The organism is Pseudomonas sp. DY-1 (assembly GCF_003626975.1).
Classification (GTDB): Bacteria; Pseudomonadota; Gammaproteobacteria; order Pseudomonadales; family Pseudomonadaceae; genus Metapseudomonas.
The window spans coordinates 3,842,838-3,861,126 of the sequence record NZ_CP032616.1 but is presented as its reverse complement, the minus strand read 5'-3'; the positions used below and the strand labels follow the sequence as shown (position 1 = coordinate 3,861,126).

The following is an 18,289-nucleotide window of genomic DNA, read 5'->3' as shown; positions in this document are numbered from 1 at the left end:
AGGCTCCTGCGCGCCTCCCCCGTCACTCGTCGATATCGCGGTGCACGCGGCGCACCGCACGCCCGCTATCGGGCGGCAACTGGAAGAAGATTGCCGCCGCCAGCAGGGTCAGTACACCAACACACAAGTAGGTCGCCTGGAAGGCCTCCAGCACGCTGGGCGCGTCGGGTTTGCCAAAGCCGCCGAGCAACGCCGCCGCCACCGCTACGCCGAGGCTCATGGACAGCTGCATCACCACGGACAGCAAGCTGTTGCCGCTGCTGGCCTGGTGGTCGTCGAGGTCCAGCAGGGTGACGGTATTCATCGCCGTGAACTGCATCGAGTTCACCGCTCCCAGTACTCCCAGGTGCAGGAGCAGCAGCGGGTAGGGTGTATTGGCGTCGATCAGCGACAGGCTGGCGATCATCGCCCCCAGCAGCACCGTGTTGCCGAGCAGCAGGCGGCGATAGCCGAGGCGGTCCAGCAAGGGCTTGGCCAGGGGCTTGGCGGCCATGGCCGAGAGCGCCAGGGGGATCATGGTCATCCCTGCCTGGGCTGGTGGGTAACCCAGCGCGACCTGCAACAGCAGCGGTGTGAGGAAGGGCAAGGCGCCGCTGCCGAGACGCGAGAAAAGGTTGCCAAGAATGCCGGCGGCGAAGGTCCGGGTGCGAAACAGCGAAGGCGCGAACAACGGCCGCTCGACTTGCACCGCATGCAGCCAGTAGACGGCGAGGCAGGCCAGGCCGCCGAGCAGCAGGAGCATCACCCGCACATGGGGCAGGTGAAGCTCACCCAGGCCTTCCAGGGCGATGGTGATCAGCACCATGGCGGTGCCGAAGAGCAGGAAGCCGAAGAGGTCCAGCCGGACCGATCCGCTGCAGCGCAGGTCGGGCATGAAGCGCCACGCGGCAAGTCCGCCGACCAGGCCCACCGGGATGTTGATCAGGAAGATCCAGTGCCAGCTGACGTATTCCACCAGCCAGCCGCCCAGGGTCGGACCGATGAGCGGACCGACCAGGCCGGGCAGGGTGATGAAACTCATGATCCGCACCAGCTCCGTGCGTGGATAGGCGCGCAGCACGACCAGCCGGCCCACCGGCATCATCAGCGCGCCGCCAAGGCCTTGCACCACTCTAGCGCCCACCAGTTGCGGCAGGTTCGAGGACAGCGCGCAGAACAACGAGCCCAGGCTGAACAGCAGCACGGCGCCAAAGAACACCCGGCGTGTTCCGAAACGGTCGGCGATCCAGCCGGAGGCCGGAATAAGCAGGGCCACGGTCAGCATGTAGGCGATGATCACCGACTGCATGCGCAGCGGGTCTTCGGCAAGGTCGCGGGCCATGGCGGGCAGGGCGGTGTTGAGGATGGTGCCGTCGAGGGCCTGCATGAAGAAGGCCACCGCCACCAGCCAGGGCAGCATGCGGGTGGTGCGGGCATCGAGGGAGACGGGCTCGGCCATGTCGATCCTTACTTACGGGACCCTGCGCACTTTAGGCGCCGGCCGCTTCCCTTTCCACCCGCGAAGGATCACGGCGTACTGGCCGACGGCTGCTAGGCTTGCCAGTATCCGAACCTCCCAACCCATACCATGGAAGGAATGTCTCCATGCGGACCCTCTGTGCGCTGCTGCTGAGCTTGATGAGCGCCGCCCCTTGCCTGGCCGCGGAGTGGTTTCCGTTGCAGGTCGAGGTGGATGGACGCGATGCCAGCTACCGGCCGCTCACCGGCGCGAGCAAGCCCTGGCGCATTTGTGCCCTGTTGCCCCACGGCATGGACCGTTACTGGTGGGGCGTGGCCTGGGGGTTGGATGAGGAAGCGCAGCGCCAGGGCATACAGCTCGGCGTTTACGAGGCCGGCGGTTACCAGTTCCCGGACATGCAGCGCGCGCAACTGACCCGCTGCATCCAGCTCGCCGCCGATGCGTATGTGATCGCCGCAATCGGTGCCAAGGGGCTGTGCGACGAGATCGCCCTGCTGCATCGCGACAAGGTCCCGGTGATCGACCTGATCAACCGCATCGACTGCCCGGGCATCACCGCGATGTCCCAGGTGGATTTTGCCGATATGGCCAAGGCGGCCATGGCTTACATCCGTGATCACAGCGGCGGGCGACCGGTGCGCGTGGGTTGGTTGCCGGGTCCTGAGGATGCCGGTTGGGTCGCTGATGCCGAACGTGGGCTGAAAGAGTTCGGCTCGCAGGCTGGGGTGACGCTGATAAGCGGTGGCTACGGCCCGGTGGACCGCTCCACCCAGGCGGTGCTGGTGCGCCAGTTACTCGCGCGTGAGCCCGGACTCGACTACATCCTTGGCAATGCCGAGGCCGCGGCCTTTGCTGGCCACCTGGTGCGTACTGGCGGCAGCCGCTACAAGGCCCAGGTGGTTTCGCTCTATGCCACGGAGCGGGTGCTGGAAGAAATCGCCGACGGCACGGTCCTCGCCTCGCCCACTGACTCGCCGGTTATCCAGGCACGGGTCGCAGTGGATCTGGCGATCCGTGCGCTGGAGGGCAAACAGTCGCCGCAGCGGGTCAGCCCGCGAATCGAAGTCATCGACAAGGACAGCCTTCAGCGATTCGACATCAGCCGCCTGATGCCGCCCAGCGGGCACTGGATGATTCGGCAGGACCTGCCGGAGTAGGGTTGCCGAACAGGAATCCGATGTGGGAGCGGTTTCAACCGCAATGGGATGCCACGCGGATCGCGAATGAATTCGCACAAGGGAAATTGACCCGAAACGAAAAGGCCCCTGGTGCGCTGCACCAGGGGCCTTCGTTGTTGCGCAGGTGCCTTACAGCTTGCGAACCGGGGTTCCGCGCACCGGCTTGTCGCCCGCCACGTAGTAGTCGGCGGTGCTGCGCGGCAACGGCTTGCGCCCGCGGATTCGGTCGGCGATCTTCTCGGCGATCATGATCGTGGTCGCGTTGAGGTTGCCGGTGATGATCTCCGGCATGATCGAGGCGTCCACCACCCGCAGGCCTTCCATGCCATGCACGCGGCCCTGGCCGTCCACCACAGCCATGTCGTCGGTGCCCATCTTGCAGGAGCAGGATGGGTGGAAGGCGGTTTCGGCGTGGGTTCGGATGAACTCGTCCAACTCGGCATCGGACTTCAGGTTCGCGCCCGGGCTCAGCTCGCGGCCACGGTACGGGTCGAGTGCGGGCTGGCCCATGATTTCGCGGGTGATGCGGATACCGTCGCGGAACTCCTGCCAGTCCTGTTCGTGGGACATGTAGTTGAACAGGATGCTCGGGTGCTGGCGCGGGTCCTTCGACTTCAGGTGGATGCGACCACGGCTCGGCGAGCGCATGGAACCCATGTGGGCCTGGAAGCCATGTTCCTTCACCGCATTGCTGCCGTTGTAGTTGATCGCTACCGGCAGGAAGTGGAACTGAATGTTCGGCCACTCGAACTGCGAGCGGGTACGGATGAAACCACCGGCTTCGAACTGGTTGCTGGCGCCCAGACCGGTGCCGAGGAACAGCCACTGTGCGCCGATGGCCGGCTGATTCCACCATTGCAGGGCGGGGAACAGCGACACCGGCTCCTTGCAGGCGTACTGCAGGTACAGCTCCAGGTGGTCCTGCAGGTTGGCGCCTACGCCTTGCAGGTCATGTACGACCGGAACGTCGAGATCGCGCAGCAGGGCAGCAGGGCCGACGCCGGAACGTTGCAGCAGTTGCGGCGAGGCGATGGCGCCGCTGCACACCAGCACTTCGCGGCGGGCACGCGCGGTGATCGGGGTGTCGCTGTTGCCCTTGAGGTAGGCAACGCCGATGGCACGCTTGCCGCTGAACAGGATGCGGTCGGAAAGGGCGTGGGTGACGATGGTCAGGTTGGGGCGGTTGCGCGCCTGGTCCAGGTAGCCGCGACCGGTGGCAGCACGACGGCCTTCCGGGGTCACGGTACGGTCCATGGGGCCGAAGCCCTCCTGCTGGTAGCCGTTGAGGTCGTCGGTACGCGGGAAGCCAGCTTGCACGCCGGCCTCGACCATGGCGTGGAACAGCGGGTTGTTGCCGGTCTTGGGCGTGGTCACGCTCACCGGGCCGTCGCCACCGTGGAAGTCGTTCGGGCCGATGTCGCGGGTTTCCGCCTTGCGGAAGTAGGGCAGGCAGTCCAGGTAGGTCCAGTCCTCCAGGCCCGGGGCCTTGGCCCAGCCGTCGAAGTCCAGGGCGTTACCGCGGATGTAGCACATGCCATTGATCAGCGAGGAACCGCCAAGGCCCTTGCCACGGCCGCACTCCATGCGGCGGTTGTTCATGTAGGGCTCCGGATCAGTCTCGTAGGCCCAGTTGTAGCGGCGACCCTGCAGCGGATAGGCGAGGGCGGCGGGCATCTGGGTACGGAAGTCCAGGCGGTAGTCCGGGCCGCCGGCTTCCAGCAGCAGGACGCTGACATCGGCGTCTTCGGTCAGGCGCGTGGCCAGCACGTTACCGGCGGAACCGGCGCCGACGATGATGTAATCGAATTCTTGGGACATGTGGCTTACCTGCTAGAAAAACCGGAGTCGCCTCCGGGGCACGGCATCTTGTTCTATGGTGCGGCCCGGTATGCTCCGGGCCGCCTGGGCGCTGGCGTCGGTCAGAACACCGAGTAGTAGTCGCCCATCTCGACCTGTACGGACTTGATGCGGGTGTAGTGGGCCAGGGTGGTCAGGCCGTTCTCGCGGCCGACACCGGACTGCTTGTAGCCGCCCACCGGCATTTCGGCGGGGGACTCGCCCCAGGTGTTGATCCAGCAGATGCCGGCTTCCAGCTTGTGGATCACACGGTGGGCGCGGGCCAGGTCACGGGTCACGACGCCAGCGGCCAGGCCGTAGTCGGTGTCGTTGGCGCGGCGAATCACTTCTTCTTCGGTGTCGTAGACCAGGATGCTCATCACCGGGCCGAAGATTTCCTCGCGGACGATGGTCATGTCGTCGGTGCAGTCGCTGAACACGGTCGCGGCCACGTAGGCGCCCTTGGCGTATTCACCGCTGGTGACGCGCTCGCCGCCGATCAGCAGGCGTGCGCCTTCCTTGCGGCCGGCTTCGATGTAGCCGAGCACGCTTTCCATGTGGGCGAAGCTGGTCAGCGGGCCGAAGTTGGTGTTGGCGTCTTCCGGATTGCCCAGGCGGATGCGCTTCACGCGCTCGACCACCTTGTCCTCGAAGCGGGCCTGCAGGGCGCGCGGCACGAACACTCGGGTGCCGTTGGTGCAGACCTGGCCGGAGCTGAAGAAGTTGGCCATTACGGCGATGTCGGCGGCGCGGTCGAGGTCGGCATCTTCGAAGATGATCAGCGGCGACTTGCCGCCCAGTTCCATGGTGACTTCCTTCAGCGAGGAGCTGGAGGCGCTGGCCATCACCTTCTTGCCGGTTGAGGTGCCGCCGGTGAAGGAGATTTTCTCGATCTGCGGGTGCTCGGTCAGCCACTGGCCGACTTCACGGCCGCTGCCGGTCAGCACGTTGAATACGCCGTCCGGCACGCCGGCTTCGGTGTAGATCTCGGCCAGTTTCAGGGCGGTCAGCGGGGTGACTTCGCTGGGCTTGAAGATCATCGCGTTGCCAGCGGCCAGGGCCGGGGCGGACTTCCACATGGCGATCTGTACCGGGTAGTTCCAGGCGCCGATACCTGCGACCACGCCCAGGGGCTCGCGGCGGGTGTAGACGAAGCTGGTTTCGCGCAGCGGGATCTGCTCGCCTTCGATGGCGGGGATCAGACCGGCGTAGTACTCGATCACGTCGGCGCCGGTGACGATGTCCACGGCGCGGGTTTCGGCCAGCGGCTTGCCGGTGTCCAGGGTTTCCAGTTCGGCCAGTTCGTCATTGCGCTCGCGCAGGATATCCACGGCGCGGCGCAGGATGCGCGAACGCTGCATGGCAGTCATCGCGGCCCACACCTTCTGGCCTTCGATGGCGCAGGCGACGGCGCGTTCGACGTCTTCCTTGCCGGCGCGCTGGACGTTGGCCAGGACTTCACCATTGGCCGGGTTGATGGTCTCGAAGGTGGCGCCACTGGTGGAGTCGACGTAGCGGCCGCCAATGTAGAGCTTCTGTTCTTCGAATCGGGCCATGGTGGTTGTCCTCTCTAGGTGTTGTATGCGCAAGGCGGGCGGCTCAGGCCGCCTGCTTGGTCAGTTGTTGATCAAGGAATTCGTAGGCGAGCCGGCGGGCCTGCTCGGTTTCGAAGGCTTCGCCGGAGAGCGCGCCGCGCAGCCAGAGGCCGTCGATTAGGGCGGCCAGGCCACGCGCTGCAGTACGGGCGCTTTCCACATCGAGTTCGCGGCGGAACTGCCAGCAGAGGTTCGAGTAGAGGCGCAGGTCGTTGATGCGTTGCAAACGGCGCAGGGACGGCTGGTGCATGCTGCTGGCCCAGAAGGCCAGCCAGGTCTTCATGGCCGGGCCGTTGACCTGGGTCTCGTCGAAGTTGCCGTCGATGATGGAACGGATGTAGCCGCGCGCACTGTCGTCGCGCATGGCTTTGCGGCGCTTGCGCACTGCGTCCTGCAGATCGTTCATGAGGAAGCGCATGGTGGCTTCCAGCAGTCCGTTCTTGTCCTGGAAGTAGTGACTGATGATTCCGTTGGAAACCCCGGCGAGCCGCGCAATGTAGGAAATGCTGGCGTCGCCCATGCCTACCTGGTCCACCGCCTCGAGTGTGGCGTGAATCAGTTGGGTGCGCCGCAGGGGCTGCATTCCGACTTTTGGCATGGGTTTCCTCCGCTTCCGGAACCATTCCGGTAGGTCGAAAATCAGCCTACTTTATTTTTATTGAACGTTCAAACAACAAAGAATAAGCTGCGCACCATGGAACGGGATGCGGCAGTTCGCCGCACCTGATTTCAGGCCTTCGGCCGGGGGTTGCCACCCGTCGCCGGTCGCGGGCGCGGGTCTGTCGTTGCGCCCTGTGGGCGCCTGCTTTCACTGCCTTGGTATTTCCAAATGAGTAAAGCTCCAACAACAAAAAATCATGAGAAGGTGCGCCTGAACCCGGTCGTGTTCTTCGGCTCCACTGCGCTGATCATGCTTCTCACGGTTGCCTTGATTGCGTTCCCCGAGGGCGCCGGCAGCGTGCTCGGCAAGGCCCAGGCCTGGCTGTCGCGCAGCTTCGGCTGGTACTACATGCTGGCCATCGGTGCGTACCTGTTCTTCGTCCTCTATGTCGCCTTCTCCCGCTACGGCAACCTGCGCCTGGGTGCTGACGACAGCCGTCCGGACTTCAGCTACGGCGCCTGGGCCGGCATGCTGTTTTCCTCGGGCATCGGCATTTCGCTGCTGTACTTCGCGGCGTCCGAACCCATCGACCACCTCTACAACCCGCCGGAAGGCGAGCCGGGCAGCCAGGCCGCCGCGCGCCAGGCATTGCAGTTGACCTTCCTTCACTGGGGTGTGCACGGCTGGGCCATCTATGCATTGGTGGGCCTGGCGGTTGGCTACTTCGCTTACCGTCACAACAAGCCCCTGGCGCTGCGTTCGGCGCTCTACCCACTGTTTGGCGAGCGCCGTATGAAGGGCGCGGTGGGTAATGCAGTGGACTGTTTCGGCATCTTCGTGACCCTGCTGGGCCTGGTGACCAACCTGGGTATCGGTTCGCTGCAGGTGTCCTCCGGCCTCGAATACCTGTTCGGCCTGCCCCATAGCCAGGGCTCACTGCTGGCGGTGATCCTGGTGATGAGCGCGGTAGCCACCCTGGCCGCGGTATCCGGGATCGAGAAAGGCATCCGCCGCCTGTCCAACCTGAACATCATCCTGTTCAGCGGCCTGCTGGTGTTCGTGCTGCTGGCCGGCGAGACGCTGCACCTGCTCAACGGCTTCGTGCAGAACCTCGGTGACTACCTCAACGGCCTGGTGCTGAAGACCTTCGACCTCTACGTCTACACCGGACAGTCCGGCAAAAGCGAAGAGTGGATGGGCCTGTGGACCCTCTTCTACTGGGCCTGGTGGATTTCCTGGGCGCCCTTCGTCGGCATGTTCGTGGCTCGTATCTCCCGTGGGCGCACCGTGCGCGAACTGGTCAGCGGCGTGCTTCTGATTCCGCTGGGATTCACCCTGGCCTGGCTGTCGGTATTCGGTAACAGTGCCATCGACCTGGTGATGAACCAGAACGCAGCGGATCTCGGCAAAGCCGCGCTGGAGCAGCCGGCCATGTCCATCTACCTGCTGCTGGAGCATTACCCCTGGTCCAAGGCGGTGATCGGCCTGTCGATCTGTGTTGGCTTCGTGCTCTTCCTCACGCCTGCCGACTCCGGCTCGGTGATGCTGGCCAACCTGTCTCGCGAGGAAGGCGACCTGGACGAAGACGCGCCCAACTGGCTGCGTATCTTCTGGTCCGTAGTGGTGACCCTGGCGACCATCGGCCTGCTGTTCGCCGGCAACTTCACGGCGATGCAGACAGTGGTCGTGTTGGCGGGCCTGCCGTTCTCGGTAGTGCTGCTGCTCTACATGTTCGCCCTGCTCAAGCAGATGAAGGCCGACGTGGCGGCGCTGGAGCAAGCGCCGAAGCACCCGAAAGTCGTCCAGTTGCATGGCGAAGCGGCCTGATCGGCCAACAACTCTGCAATGAAGAAGCCCGGTCTCTGGACCGGGCTTTTTTATGACGCCTGGGCGCTTGTCCTGTAGGGCGATTTCAATCGCCAAGCAGGCCGAAGGTCTGCCCCGGTATGTTGAATGGGTCAGCTGCGCTGCCCATCGCGAACGAATTCAGGGATCAGCTCTCGGCCTTGGCCAGTTGCTGGTCCAGGTAGTCGTAGGCGATCTGCAATGCCTGCTCGATATTGAAACCATCACCCGAGAGGGCGCCGCGTAGCCACAGACCGTCGATGAGCGCCGCCAGGCCGCGGGCGGCGGAACGCGCCTGGTCCTGGGGCAGGGTACGGCGCAGTTCGCAGCACAGGTTGGAATAGAGCCGGTGGTCGTTGATGCGCTGCAGTCGACGCAGGGAAGGCTGGTGCATGCTGGCGGCCCAGAAGGCCAGCCAGGTCTTCATGGCCGGGCCGCTGACCTGGCTGTCGTCGAAGTTGCCGGCGACTATCGCACGCAGGTGCGCGCGGGGGGTGTCTTCGCGCAAGGCGGCGCGTCGCTGGCGTACGGCGCTGCTCAGGGCCCCCATCAGGTGGCGCATGGTCGCGTCCAGCAGGCCGTTCTTGTCCTGGAAATAGTGGCTGATGATGCCATTTGAGACGCCGGCGATGCGGGCGATATAGGCGATGCTGGCATCGCCGAGCCCCACCTGGTCGACGGCTTCGAGGGTGGCCTGGATCAACTGCGAGCGACGGATCGGCTGCATTCCGACCTTGGGCATCGGGTACTTCCACCATTTTGCGTGGGAATTGGAAGCGCGCAGTCTAGGGGGAATTTGATTGATCGATCAATCGAGCGGGTTGATCGGGGGAAGGGACGGCCTGCTCTCTGGGATTGAAAGGGGCAGCTTCGCCGCCCTTGACGAATGATTTCACCCCACAGGACTCCCTGAAAGCAAAACGCCCCCGCAGGCAGGGCCGGCGAGGGCGTTTGGACTGCGCGAGCGTGGCTTACTTCAGCCACTCCTCCACGCGCTGCGGGTTCTTGGCGATCCATTCCTTGGCAGCGGCTTCCGGCTTGGCGCCTTCGCGGATGGCCAGCATCACGGCCCCCACTTCTTCGCCGCTCCAGGAGAATTTCTTCAGGAAGGCGGTGGCATCGGCGGCCTTGGCTTCCAGGCCAGGGTTGACCACGGTGTCGACGTGCTCGTCATCGCCATAGACTTTCTTCGGGTCTTCCAGGAAACGCAGCTTCCACTTGGCGAACATCCAGTGCGGAATCCAGCCGGTCACGACGATCGGCTTCTGTGCTTTCTCGGCGCGGGTAAGGGCGGTGGCCATGGCCGGGCCGGAGCTGGGCATCAGTTTGATGTCGAGGTTGTATTGCTTGATCGCATCCTCAGTGCGGCGCATCACACCCGCGCCAGCGTCGATACCGGTGATCTTGCCGTCGAAGTCGGCCTTGTAGGTGTTCAGGTCTTCGATGGACTTGGCCTGCACGTAGTCAGGGACGATCAGGCCAATCTTGGCGCCCTTGTAGTTGGAGCCCAGCACCACGACCTTGTCCTTCAGCTTTTCGAAGTACTCGCCATGGGTGGCGGGCAGCCAGGCCGAGAGGGTGGCATCCAGATCGCCACGGGCCACGCCTTGCCACATGATCGCCGGCTCGACGGGCTTCAGTTCGACGCCATAACCGAGTTTCTCTTTGAGGATTTCGCCCGCGACATAGCTGGCGGCGACGCTGTCGTCCCAACCGTTCACGAAACCGATCTTCAGGGTTGGTTTGTCAGCGGCGTTGGCCATGCCCATGCCGAGGGCAAGGGCGGCGACGCCGAGGGTTTTCAGGTACAGGGATTTCAACTTGCGCATACGTATTGCTCCATCAGGTGGGATTGGCAGCCAACTACGTGGTCGATGGCCCGTTCTCTGGCGGGTTCGCGACGGTGCCCGTCGTGACCCGTCGCCGGGCCACGATTGGCGAAATGCAAGGAAATGGGCTCCGTGAAGGAGCCCGGGGATTACAGGCCGATGTGTTTCTTCACGGCAGCAGCGCCGTCCTGGCCGTCATAGGTGGTAACGCCGGCCAGCCATTTGTCGAGCACGGCCGGGTTGGCCTTGAGCCAGCCGGTGGCGACTTTCACCGGATCTTCCTTCTCCAGGATCTTCTCCATCAGCTGGCTTTCCATTTCGACATTGAACTGCAGGTTGTTCAGCAGCTTGCCGACGTTGGCGCAACGCTGTTCGTAGTCCGGCGGTACCACGGTGAAGACCTTGGCAGCGCCATAGTCCGGGCCGAACACGTCATCGCCGCCAGCCAGGTAGGTGATGTCGAACTGGGTGTTCATCGGGTGCGGTGCCCATCCCAGGAACACCACTGGCTCCTTCTTCTTCACCGCGCGCTGCACCTGGACCAGCATGCCCGCCTCGGACGACTCGACCATACGGAACTCACCCAGGCCGAACTGGTTGCCCTTGATCATCTTGTCGATCAGCAGGTTGCCGTCGTTGCCTGGCTCGATGCCGTAGATCTTGCCGCCCAGCTGGTCCTTGAACTTGGTGATGTCCTGGAAGCTCTTCAGGCCAGCGTCAGCTGCATAGGTAGGAACTGCCAGGGTGTACTTGGCACCTTCCAGGTTGGGGGTCGGCAGCACCTTCACGCCGTTGTCCTTGGTGAAGGGCTCGATCACCGCGTCCATGGAGGGCGCCCAGTAGCCGAGGAAGACGTCGATCTGCTTGTTCTTCACGCCGGTGAAGGCGATGGGCACAGACGCCATGATCTTGCGCGGGGTGTAGCCCAGTCCTTCGGTCAGCACCATGGCAACGCCGGTGGTGGCGGCAATGTCGGCCCAGCCGATCTCGGCGAAACGAACCTGCTTGCAGCTCTGCGGCTCCTGAGCCCAGGCACCCTGGGCCAGCGCGCAGGCCAGCAGGCCCAATGCAGCGACTTTCTTCATTTTTTTCATTAGCGACTCCCTGACATTGAAAAGGTGAAGCGTTCTTAGTGCGCTTGCTGCCGCTGCAGTTTGGCTCCGAGCCGGCCAAAGACACTGCCACGGGTCGATGTCTGGCGGGTACCGAAGCTTTCGGTGATGCGGTCGAGGATGATCGCCAGCAGTACCACGGCCATGCCGCTTTCGAAGCCCAGGCCGATGTCCAGGCGCTGGATACTGGCGAGTACGTCGTTACCCAGACCGCCGGCGCCGACCATCGACGCGATGATCACCATGGACAGCGCCATCATGATGGTCTGGTTCACGCCGGCCATGATCGACGGCATGGCATTCGGCAGCTGCACTTTGTATAGCAGTTGCCAGCTGTTGCAGCCGAAGGATTGACCGGCCTCGACGATTTCCTTGTTCACCTGGCGGATACCCAGGGCGGTCAGTCGCACCGCCGGCGGCATGGCGAAGATCACCGTGGCGATGATGCCGGGCACGCGACCGAGGCCGAAGAGCATGGCCGCCGGGATCAGGTAGACGAACGCAGGCATGGTCTGCATGAAGTCCAGCACCGGGCGGATGATCACGGCGACGCGCTCGCTCTTGGCCGCCCAGATGCCCAGCGGGATACCGAGCAACAGGCTGATCAAGGTGGACGAGAAGGTCAGGCCGAGGGTGACCACGGTCTGCTCCCAGAAGCCGGTCAGCACGATCAGGATCAACGATGCGGCGGTGAACAGGGCGAACTTGACGCCGATGCGCCAGAGGCCGAGGCCGACGAATACGGCGATCAGCACCCAGGCCGGCGGCCACATCAGGAAGCGTTCGATCAGCTCGGAGAAGCCGCTGACCACGTTGCCGACGCTTTCGAAGGCGCCGCTGTAGTTTTCGAGCAGGTGCTGGACGACGTCATTCACCCAGCTGCCAAGATCCAGTTTCTCGCTCATCGTCATTCTCCCCGCAGGCGGCTCAGCAGGCGGCCTTTGCTGATCGCACCGCTATAGCGGCCACTCTGGTCGACCACCGGGATCGGCCCCTCGTTGATCACCAGGCGCTGGATGACGCTGTCGAGTGGCAGGTCTTCCGGTACTGGGTCGATGTGCTTGAGCAGGTTCTGCTCCAGGTCCAGGGTGCGGCCACCCTCGACCAGCAGCGCGATCTTCTCGAGGCTGATGGAACCACGGAAGTTGTTCTTCTCGTCGACGATGAAGGCGTAGTGCTTGTCCAGGGCCTGCAGCTTCTGGCAGACCGTCTGTGCGTCCGGCGCCTTGCCGTTGTGCACGAACAGCGGAACGCTGTCGGACTTGAGCTGGCCAGCGGTGAGGTAGCGGCTGGTATCGACCGTGTTGAAGAAGTTGCGCACGTAGTCGTTGGCCGGGTTCTCGATGATCTCCTGGGGCGTGCCCACCTGGATCAGCTTGCCGCCTTCCATGATGCCGATGCGCGAACCGATGCGCATGGCTTCCTCGATGTCGTGGGACACGAAGATGATGGTGCGGCTGTGCTTCTTCTGCAGGTCCAGCAGCACATCCTGCATCTCGCGGCGCTTGAGTGGGTCGAGGGCGGAGAAGGCCTCGTCCATGATGATCATCGACGGGTCCACGGCCAGGGCGCGGGCCAGGCCCACACGCTGCTGCATACCGCCCGATAGTTCATGGGGATACTTGTGGGCGAAGCTGGCCAGGCCGACCTGCTCCAGCACTTCCATGGCGCGCTTCTCGCGTTCCTTCTTGCTCTTGCCTGCTACTTCCAGGCCGAAGGCCGCGTTGTCCAGCACACAGCGCGAGGGCATCAGGGCGAAGGACTGGAACACCATGCTCATGTCGCGGCGACGCAGGTCGATCAATTGCGACGTGGGTAGTTTGGCGACGTTCTGCCCGTCGATGAACACGTCACCGGCGGTTGGCTCGATAAGACGGTTGATCAAGCGGATCAGGGTCGACTTGCCCGAACCCGACAGGCCCATCAGCACGAAGATCTCGCCTTCGTTGACGCTGAAAGACACGTCGCTGACGCCAATCACGGCGCCGCGCTCAGCCAGGATCTTTTCCTTGCTCCAGCCCTGCTTGAGTAAATCGATTGCTTCTTGTGGTTGTTGCCCGAAAACCTTGTAGAGGTTTTGAACCACGATCTTTCCAGACTGCATGGGATATTTCCCCTTCAGTAGACATCCAGGACAGCTACACGGAGCCAGAACCGGCGCTCGACGACGCTCAGCCCGGTGATGCCGACTGTCTTGCCTGTGTGGATAACAATGTTTCGAGAACCTCGCAGCCCTCTGGCAGTGTTACGAAACCCATTCCCTGGGCGGGTTCAGCACCTCGGCCGGAGGTGCGCGTACTTCCGAAATTTCTTATTAGGCCGACCTCTATTCGGGGGGAGGTCGCCGCTTGTGTTCTTCGGTCCGGAGCGGTGTGCTCACGGTCTGCCGGTCCACGGGAACCGACAGCGACGAAATCGGGTGACTCAACGATAAAGCCTTGAGGCCTTGGCAATTGTCGGTTTGCGACGTTCATATGTTGCGCGACGACATGGCCTATGGATATCGCAGGGTGCGACGCATCACGGCGCTTTGGCCTGGGTAAGGGTCACCGGTAGCGCGCTGCCGTCACGCGCGGTGACACCCTGCAGCCAGGCAGCCAGGGTGTCGGGATTGGCTTTCAGCCATGCCTTCGCTTCGCGTCTACGATTGGTGCTCTGATTCAGTATGGCCTCCATCAGGTGGTTCTCCATGGCCAGGCTGAATTTGAGGTTCTTCAACAGTCGCCCCAGGTTCGGGCACTCCTGTGTCAGGCCCTTGCGCACGGTGGTGTAGACCGTGGCGCCCCCGTAATTCGGGCCGAACCAGTCGTCCCCTCCCTCCAGGTAATGCATCTGCAACTGGTTGTTCATGGGGTGCGGCTCCCAGCCGAGGAACACCGCCCATTGCTTGAGGTGCTCGGCGCGCTTCACCTGGGACAGCATGCCGCCCTCGCTGGACTCCACCAGTTTGAAGTCGGCAAGGCCGAAGGTGTTCCCCGCGATCATCTTCTGGATCAGCTTGTTGCCGTCGTTACCTGGTTCGATGCCGTAGATCCTGCCGCCCAACTGCTGCTTGAACTTCGCCAGGTCGGCGAAGCTCTTGACACCGCCTTCCCAGGCCGCCTGGTTTACCGCCAGGGTGTACTTGGCGCCGGTGAGGTTGGCGCCGAGACTCTCCACCGTGCCTTTATCCAGGTAGGGGCGGATGTCGTTTTCGCTTGCCGGCATCCAGGTGCCGAGGAAGACATCGATCTTGCCGTCACTCATCGTCTTGTAGGTGTCGGGCACCGATAGGCGTTTGACCTTGGTGATGTAGCCGAGCTCGCTCAGCACGTGGCGGGTGACGGCGGTCGTGACGGTGATGTCGCTCCAGCCGACGTCGGCGAAATGCACCGTGGAACAGCGTTCTGGATCGGCGGCGGCCAGGGTCGATTGGGCACTGAACAGGGACACAGCCAGCAGCGACGCTGCCAGCAGGGGAGTGGTGGGTCGAGTCATGGGAAGGGTCCATCCACAGCAGGATTTATTGTCGTTTTCCGGACTCGCGTGGCTGTCGGACTGCTGCAGGCCCCCGCCCCCGGGCGCGGGAATGATGCGGGCCAGACGCATCGCCTGACTACCGACCCGGTCGCACTCAGAACTTATCTGTCGCGGGTAATGCAAGGAAACAGGTGGGAGCGCGGGATCGCCTGTGGGAGCGATTTCAATCGCGATTGCAGGCCTTGGGCCTGCCCCTTTCTTCCTTGTGGAGTCACTGCGTACACCTTTCGCGAATGAATTCGCTCCCGCAAGGGCAGGCCGTTCCGTGCATCGGGCACGACGTATTTGGATACGAGCAAGTCGGTGTGGGAAGTCCTTGCTTCGTTGAAATGTCGATCATGGCGCCAAGTGTGATCCTTACCGGAGTTGCCTCGTGGCTATCAGCGTGTTCGACCTGTTCAAGATCGGTATCGGCCCTTCCAGCTCGCACACCGTGGGCCCGATGCGGGCGGCGGCGCTGTTTGCCACGGCGCTGCGCGAGCGCGGCCTGCTGGAGCAGGTGACGCGGGTCGAGGTGCGCCTGTACGGCTCGCTGTCGGCCACCGGCGTCGGCCACGGCACCGACCGCGCGACCCTGGTCGGGCTGATGGGCGAATGGCCGGATCGGGTCGACCCGAAGCAGATCGCCCCGCGCATCGAGGCGCTGCAGGCGTCCTGCGAACTGCTGTTGGGCGGCAGCCACCCGGTGGCCTTCGACTGGCAGCGCGACCTGCTGCTGCTCGAGGAAAACTTGCCGTACCACCCCAACGCCATGACGCTGATCGTCGAAGGCGAGGCGGGTGAGCTGCACCGCGACACCTACTACTCCATCGGTGGCGGCTTCGTGGTCGACGAGGCCCAGGCCCGCTCCGGCCAGCTCGACCAGGACACCACCGAGCTGCCTTACGACTTCTCCAGCGCCGAAGAGCTGCTGGAACTCTGCCAGCGCCACAACCTGCGCATTGCCGAACTGATGCTGGCCAACGAGAAGGCCTGGCGCAGCGAGGCGGAGATCCGCGCCGGACTGCTGAAACTCTGGGACGCCATGCAGGAATGCGTGAGCAATGGTCTCGGCCACGAAGGCATCCTGCCCGGCGGGCTGAACGTGCGCCGGCGCGCCGCCAAGCTGCACCGCAGCCTGCAGGAACTGGGCAAGCCGAACGTGATCGGCAGCACCATGAGCGCGATGGAATGGGTGAACCTCTACGCCCTGGCGGTGAACGAGGAAAACGCCGCCGGCGGACGCATGGTCACCGCGCCCACCAACGGCGCGGCGGGGATCATCCCGGCGGTGCTGCACTACTACATGCGCTTCAACCCCGAGGCCACCGAGGACGACGTGGTGAACTTCTTCCTCGGCGCGGCGGCGGTGGGCATCCTGTGCAAGAAGAACGCGTCCATCTCGGGTGCCGAAGTGGGCTGCCAGGGCGAAGTCGGCTCGGCCTGCGCGATGGCGGCGGCGGGGCTGGCGGAAGTGCTGGGGGCGACCCCGGCGCAGCTGGAGAATGCCGCCGAGATCGGCCTGGAGCACAACCTCGGGCTGACCTGCGACCCGGTGGGCGGGCTGGTGCAGGTGCCGTGCATCGAACGCAACGCGATAGCCGCGGTGAAGGCGATCAACGCGGCGCAGATGGCGCTGCGCGGCGATGGCGAGCACTTCATCTCGCTGGACCGGGTGATCCGCACCATGCGTGACACCGGCGCCGACATGCACGACAAGTACAAGGAAACCTCGCGCGGTGGTCTGGCTGTCAGCGCGATCGAGTGTTGAGCCTTCATCGACCAGCCTGCCCGCCGCTGCCCCGTCCTGGTGCGCAAAGCGGTGGCAATGAGTAAGACCGAATGGTCACGGTGTGAACCATTCGTCTGTTACTGACGATTGTGTCCTACGGCGCGGGGTGACATTTGCTGACACCTCCAGTGCTACCTAAGGCCCCAGGCCCCGGAATGCACGGGCCGGGGCAGTCGTAAACAGAATGATTCTGTCGCTCTCACCTAGGCCCAGTGGCACGGGCCTTGGATGAAACTCGCCATTTTTAATTGAATGACCAATCAAGATAGGCACGACCTTTGCCTAGATTTGGTATCACCTGGTTTAGCCGTACCAGGACATAACAAAAAGCCCCGAAACGGGGCTCCGCCCGTGCCTAGTCTGAGGGTTTCGCTAATGTCACAGTTCAACCAAGGGGCTCAACCCCAGAACCGTGTTCCCCAGTCCATCGGTTTTCTCCTGCTGGACAACTTCACCCTGATTTCCCTGGCGTCCGCGGTGGAACCGCTGCGTATGGCCAACCACCTTTCCGGTCGCGAACTCTACCGTTGGTACACCCTCAGCCAGGGCGCCCGCCCGGTCAGCGCCAGTGACGGCCTGCAAATCACCCCCGACAGCGGCCTGGACAATGCTCCGGCCCTGGATGCCGTGATCGTCTGCGGCGGCGTCGATATCCAGCACAGCGTCTGTCGCGAGCATGTGCAATGGCTGCAGTCCCAGGCTCGGCAGGGCCGTCAACTGGGTGCCGTGTGCACTGGCAGTTGGGCGCTGGCCAAGGCCGGGCTGCTCGATGGCTTCGAATGCAGCGTGCACTGGGAATGCCTGGCGGCGATGCAGGAAGCTTTCCCGCGTGCCGGCATCAGTACCCGCCTGTTCTCCATCGACCGCAATCGCTACACCTCGTCCGGCGGCACTGCGCCCATGGACATGATGCTGCACCTGATCGCCCGCGAGCACGGTCGTGAACTGGCAGCAGCGATCTCCGAGATGTTCATCTACGAGCGCATCCGTAACGAACAGGACCACCAGCGCGTGCCGCTCAAGCACATGCTCGGTACCAACCAGCCGAAGCTGCAGGAAATCGTCGCGCTGATGGAGGCCAACCTGGAAGAGCCCATCGACCTCGACGAACTGGCCTGCTACGTCGACGTCTCGCGCCGCCAGCTGGAGCGCCTGTTTCAGAAGTACCTGCACTGCTCGCCGTCGCGCTACTACTTGAAGCTGCGCCTGATCCGCGCGCGTCAGCTGCTCAAGCAAACCGCCATGTCGATCATCGAAGTGGCCTCGGTGTGCGGCTTCGTCTCCACGCCGCACTTCTCCAAGTGCTACCGCGAGTACTTCGGCATTCCGCCACGCGACGAACGTGCCGGCCAGAACGCCAACGTGGTGGCCCTGATGCCGGTGCCCGACGAGTTGGTGCGTAACGCGCCGTCCACCGCCGGCGTCGCACTGAGCCGCGCCCAGGGCGAGTCCACCTTCGCCAGCGTGCGGGTGGTGTGAAGTCTCGGCCCGCGGGAGCGAATGAATTCGCTCCCGCGACGAGTGGGTAGGGTGCGCCGTGCGCA

Annotated in this window: 14 protein-coding genes; 4 read left to right on the top strand and 10 right to left on the bottom strand. The window is 63.8% G+C overall.

Features of this window, described 5'->3' with window-relative positions:
• Window positions 1-22 precede the first annotated feature (22 nt).
• On the bottom strand, window positions 23-1,438 hold the full coding sequence (mdtD, locus tag D6Z43_RS18240; RefSeq protein ID WP_120653499.1) for a multidrug transporter subunit MdtD: 1,416 nt from the start codon (window positions 1,436-1,438) through the stop codon (window positions 23-25).
• A gap of 146 nt (window positions 1,439-1,584) precedes the next feature.
• Here mdtD and torT point away from each other — a divergent pair, with 146 nt between their 5' ends.
• Entirely contained in the window at window positions 1,585-2,616 is a 1,032-nt protein-coding gene (gene torT / locus D6Z43_RS18235; protein WP_120653498.1) for a TMAO reductase system periplasmic protein TorT, read from the top strand.
• A gap of 150 nt (window positions 2,617-2,766) precedes the next feature.
• Here torT and betA read toward each other — a convergent pair whose 3' ends face one another.
• From betA to betI (D6Z43_RS18220), 3 genes are all read right to left on the bottom strand, one after another.
• The gene (gene betA, locus D6Z43_RS18230; RefSeq protein WP_120653497.1) at window positions 2,767-4,455 is read right to left on the bottom strand and encodes a choline dehydrogenase; all 1,689 of its coding nucleotides are present in this window, start codon (window positions 4,453-4,455) and stop codon (window positions 2,767-2,769) included.
• A 101-nt stretch (window positions 4,456-4,556) separates the two neighbouring features.
• Window positions 4,557-6,029, bottom strand: a complete 1,473-nt coding sequence (betB, locus tag D6Z43_RS18225) for a betaine-aldehyde dehydrogenase (protein ID WP_120653496.1) — start codon at window positions 6,027-6,029, stop codon at window positions 4,557-4,559.
• Between the two features lie 43 nt (window positions 6,030-6,072).
• On the bottom strand, window positions 6,073-6,666 hold the full coding sequence (gene betI / locus D6Z43_RS18220; protein WP_120653495.1) for a transcriptional regulator BetI: 594 nt from the start codon (window positions 6,664-6,666) through the stop codon (window positions 6,073-6,075).
• A gap of 285 nt (window positions 6,667-6,951) precedes the next feature.
• On the opposite strand from betI (D6Z43_RS18220), the gene D6Z43_RS18215 reads away from it, so the two are divergent.
• Window positions 6,952-8,496 carry a BCCT family transporter gene (locus D6Z43_RS18215; RefSeq protein ID WP_120655300.1) on the top strand — a complete coding sequence of 515 codons (1,545 nt, stop codon included), beginning with the start codon at window positions 6,952-6,954 and terminating at the stop codon, window positions 8,494-8,496.
• A 166-nt stretch (window positions 8,497-8,662) separates the two neighbouring features.
• Here the strand turns inward: D6Z43_RS18215 and betI (D6Z43_RS18210) are convergent, their stop codons facing one another.
• The 6 genes from betI (D6Z43_RS18210) to choX all read right to left on the bottom strand — a co-directional run bounded on the left by betI (D6Z43_RS18210) (window position 8,663) and on the right by choX (window position 14,932).
• A complete protein-coding gene (gene betI, locus D6Z43_RS18210) occupies window positions 8,663-9,256 on the bottom strand; it encodes a transcriptional regulator BetI (protein WP_120653494.1) in 594 nt (197 codons plus the stop codon).
• A 229-nt stretch (window positions 9,257-9,485) separates the two neighbouring features.
• Entirely contained in the window at window positions 9,486-10,343 is an 858-nt protein-coding gene (locus D6Z43_RS18205; RefSeq protein WP_120653493.1) for a glycine betaine ABC transporter substrate-binding protein, read from the bottom strand.
• Between the two features lie 149 nt (window positions 10,344-10,492).
• Entirely contained in the window at window positions 10,493-11,437 is a 945-nt protein-coding gene (locus D6Z43_RS18200) for a choline ABC transporter substrate-binding protein (RefSeq protein WP_120653492.1), read from the bottom strand.
• 35 nt (window positions 11,438-11,472) lie between these two features.
• Entirely contained in the window at window positions 11,473-12,360 is an 888-nt protein-coding gene (locus D6Z43_RS18195) for a proline/glycine betaine ABC transporter permease (protein ID WP_120653491.1), read from the bottom strand.
• Between the two features lie 2 nt (window positions 12,361-12,362).
• A complete protein-coding gene (locus D6Z43_RS18190; protein ID WP_120653490.1) occupies window positions 12,363-13,559 on the bottom strand; it encodes a glycine betaine/L-proline ABC transporter ATP-binding protein in 1,197 nt (398 codons plus the stop codon).
• 416 nt (window positions 13,560-13,975) lie between these two features.
• Window positions 13,976-14,932 (bottom strand): choline ABC transporter substrate-binding protein, encoded by a 957-nt coding sequence (choX, locus tag D6Z43_RS18185; protein WP_120653489.1) that lies wholly within the window; start codon window positions 14,930-14,932, stop codon window positions 13,976-13,978.
• Window positions 14,933-15,347: 415 nt separating this feature from the next.
• On the opposite strand from choX, the gene D6Z43_RS18180 reads away from it, so the two are divergent.
• Window positions 15,348-16,724, top strand: coding sequence for an L-serine ammonia-lyase (locus D6Z43_RS18180; protein ID WP_120653488.1), 1,377 nt, complete (start codon window positions 15,348-15,350; stop codon window positions 16,722-16,724).
• A 396-nt stretch (window positions 16,725-17,120) separates the two neighbouring features.
• Entirely contained in the window at window positions 17,121-18,224 is a 1,104-nt protein-coding gene (locus D6Z43_RS18175) for a GlxA family transcriptional regulator (protein WP_120653487.1), read from the top strand.
• Window positions 18,225-18,289: the final 65 nt, after the last annotated feature.

Coding starts and splice junctions, on each gene's coding strand:
- mdtD (WP_120653499.1), bottom strand. CDS start 1,438: ATGGCCGAGCCCGTCTCCCTCGATGCCCGCACCACCCGCATGCTGCCC.
- torT (WP_120653498.1), top strand. CDS start 1,585: ATGCGGACCCTCTGTGCGCTGCTGCTGAGCTTGATGAGCGCCGCCCCT.
- betA (WP_120653497.1), bottom strand. CDS start 4,455: ATGTCCCAAGAATTCGATTACATCATCGTCGGCGCCGGTTCCGCCGGT.
- betB (WP_120653496.1), bottom strand. CDS start 6,029: ATGGCCCGATTCGAAGAACAGAAGCTCTACATTGGCGGCCGCTACGTC.
- betI (WP_120653495.1), bottom strand. CDS start 6,666: ATGCCAAAAGTCGGAATGCAGCCCCTGCGGCGCACCCAACTGATTCAC.
- betI (WP_120653494.1), bottom strand. CDS start 9,256: ATGCCCAAGGTCGGAATGCAGCCGATCCGTCGCTCGCAGTTGATCCAG.
- D6Z43_RS18205 (WP_120653493.1), bottom strand. CDS start 10,343: ATGCGCAAGTTGAAATCCCTGTACCTGAAAACCCTCGGCGTCGCCGCC.
- D6Z43_RS18200 (WP_120653492.1), bottom strand. CDS start 11,437: ATGAAAAAAATGAAGAAAGTCGCTGCATTGGGCCTGCTGGCCTGCGCG.
- D6Z43_RS18195 (WP_120653491.1), bottom strand. CDS start 12,360: ATGAGCGAGAAACTGGATCTTGGCAGCTGGGTGAATGACGTCGTCCAG.
- D6Z43_RS18190 (WP_120653490.1), bottom strand. CDS start 13,559: ATGCAGTCTGGAAAGATCGTGGTTCAAAACCTCTACAAGGTTTTCGGG.
- choX (WP_120653489.1), bottom strand. CDS start 14,932: ATGACTCGACCCACCACTCCCCTGCTGGCAGCGTCGCTGCTGGCTGTG.
- D6Z43_RS18175 (WP_120653487.1), top strand. CDS start 17,121: ATGTCACAGTTCAACCAAGGGGCTCAACCCCAGAACCGTGTTCCCCAG.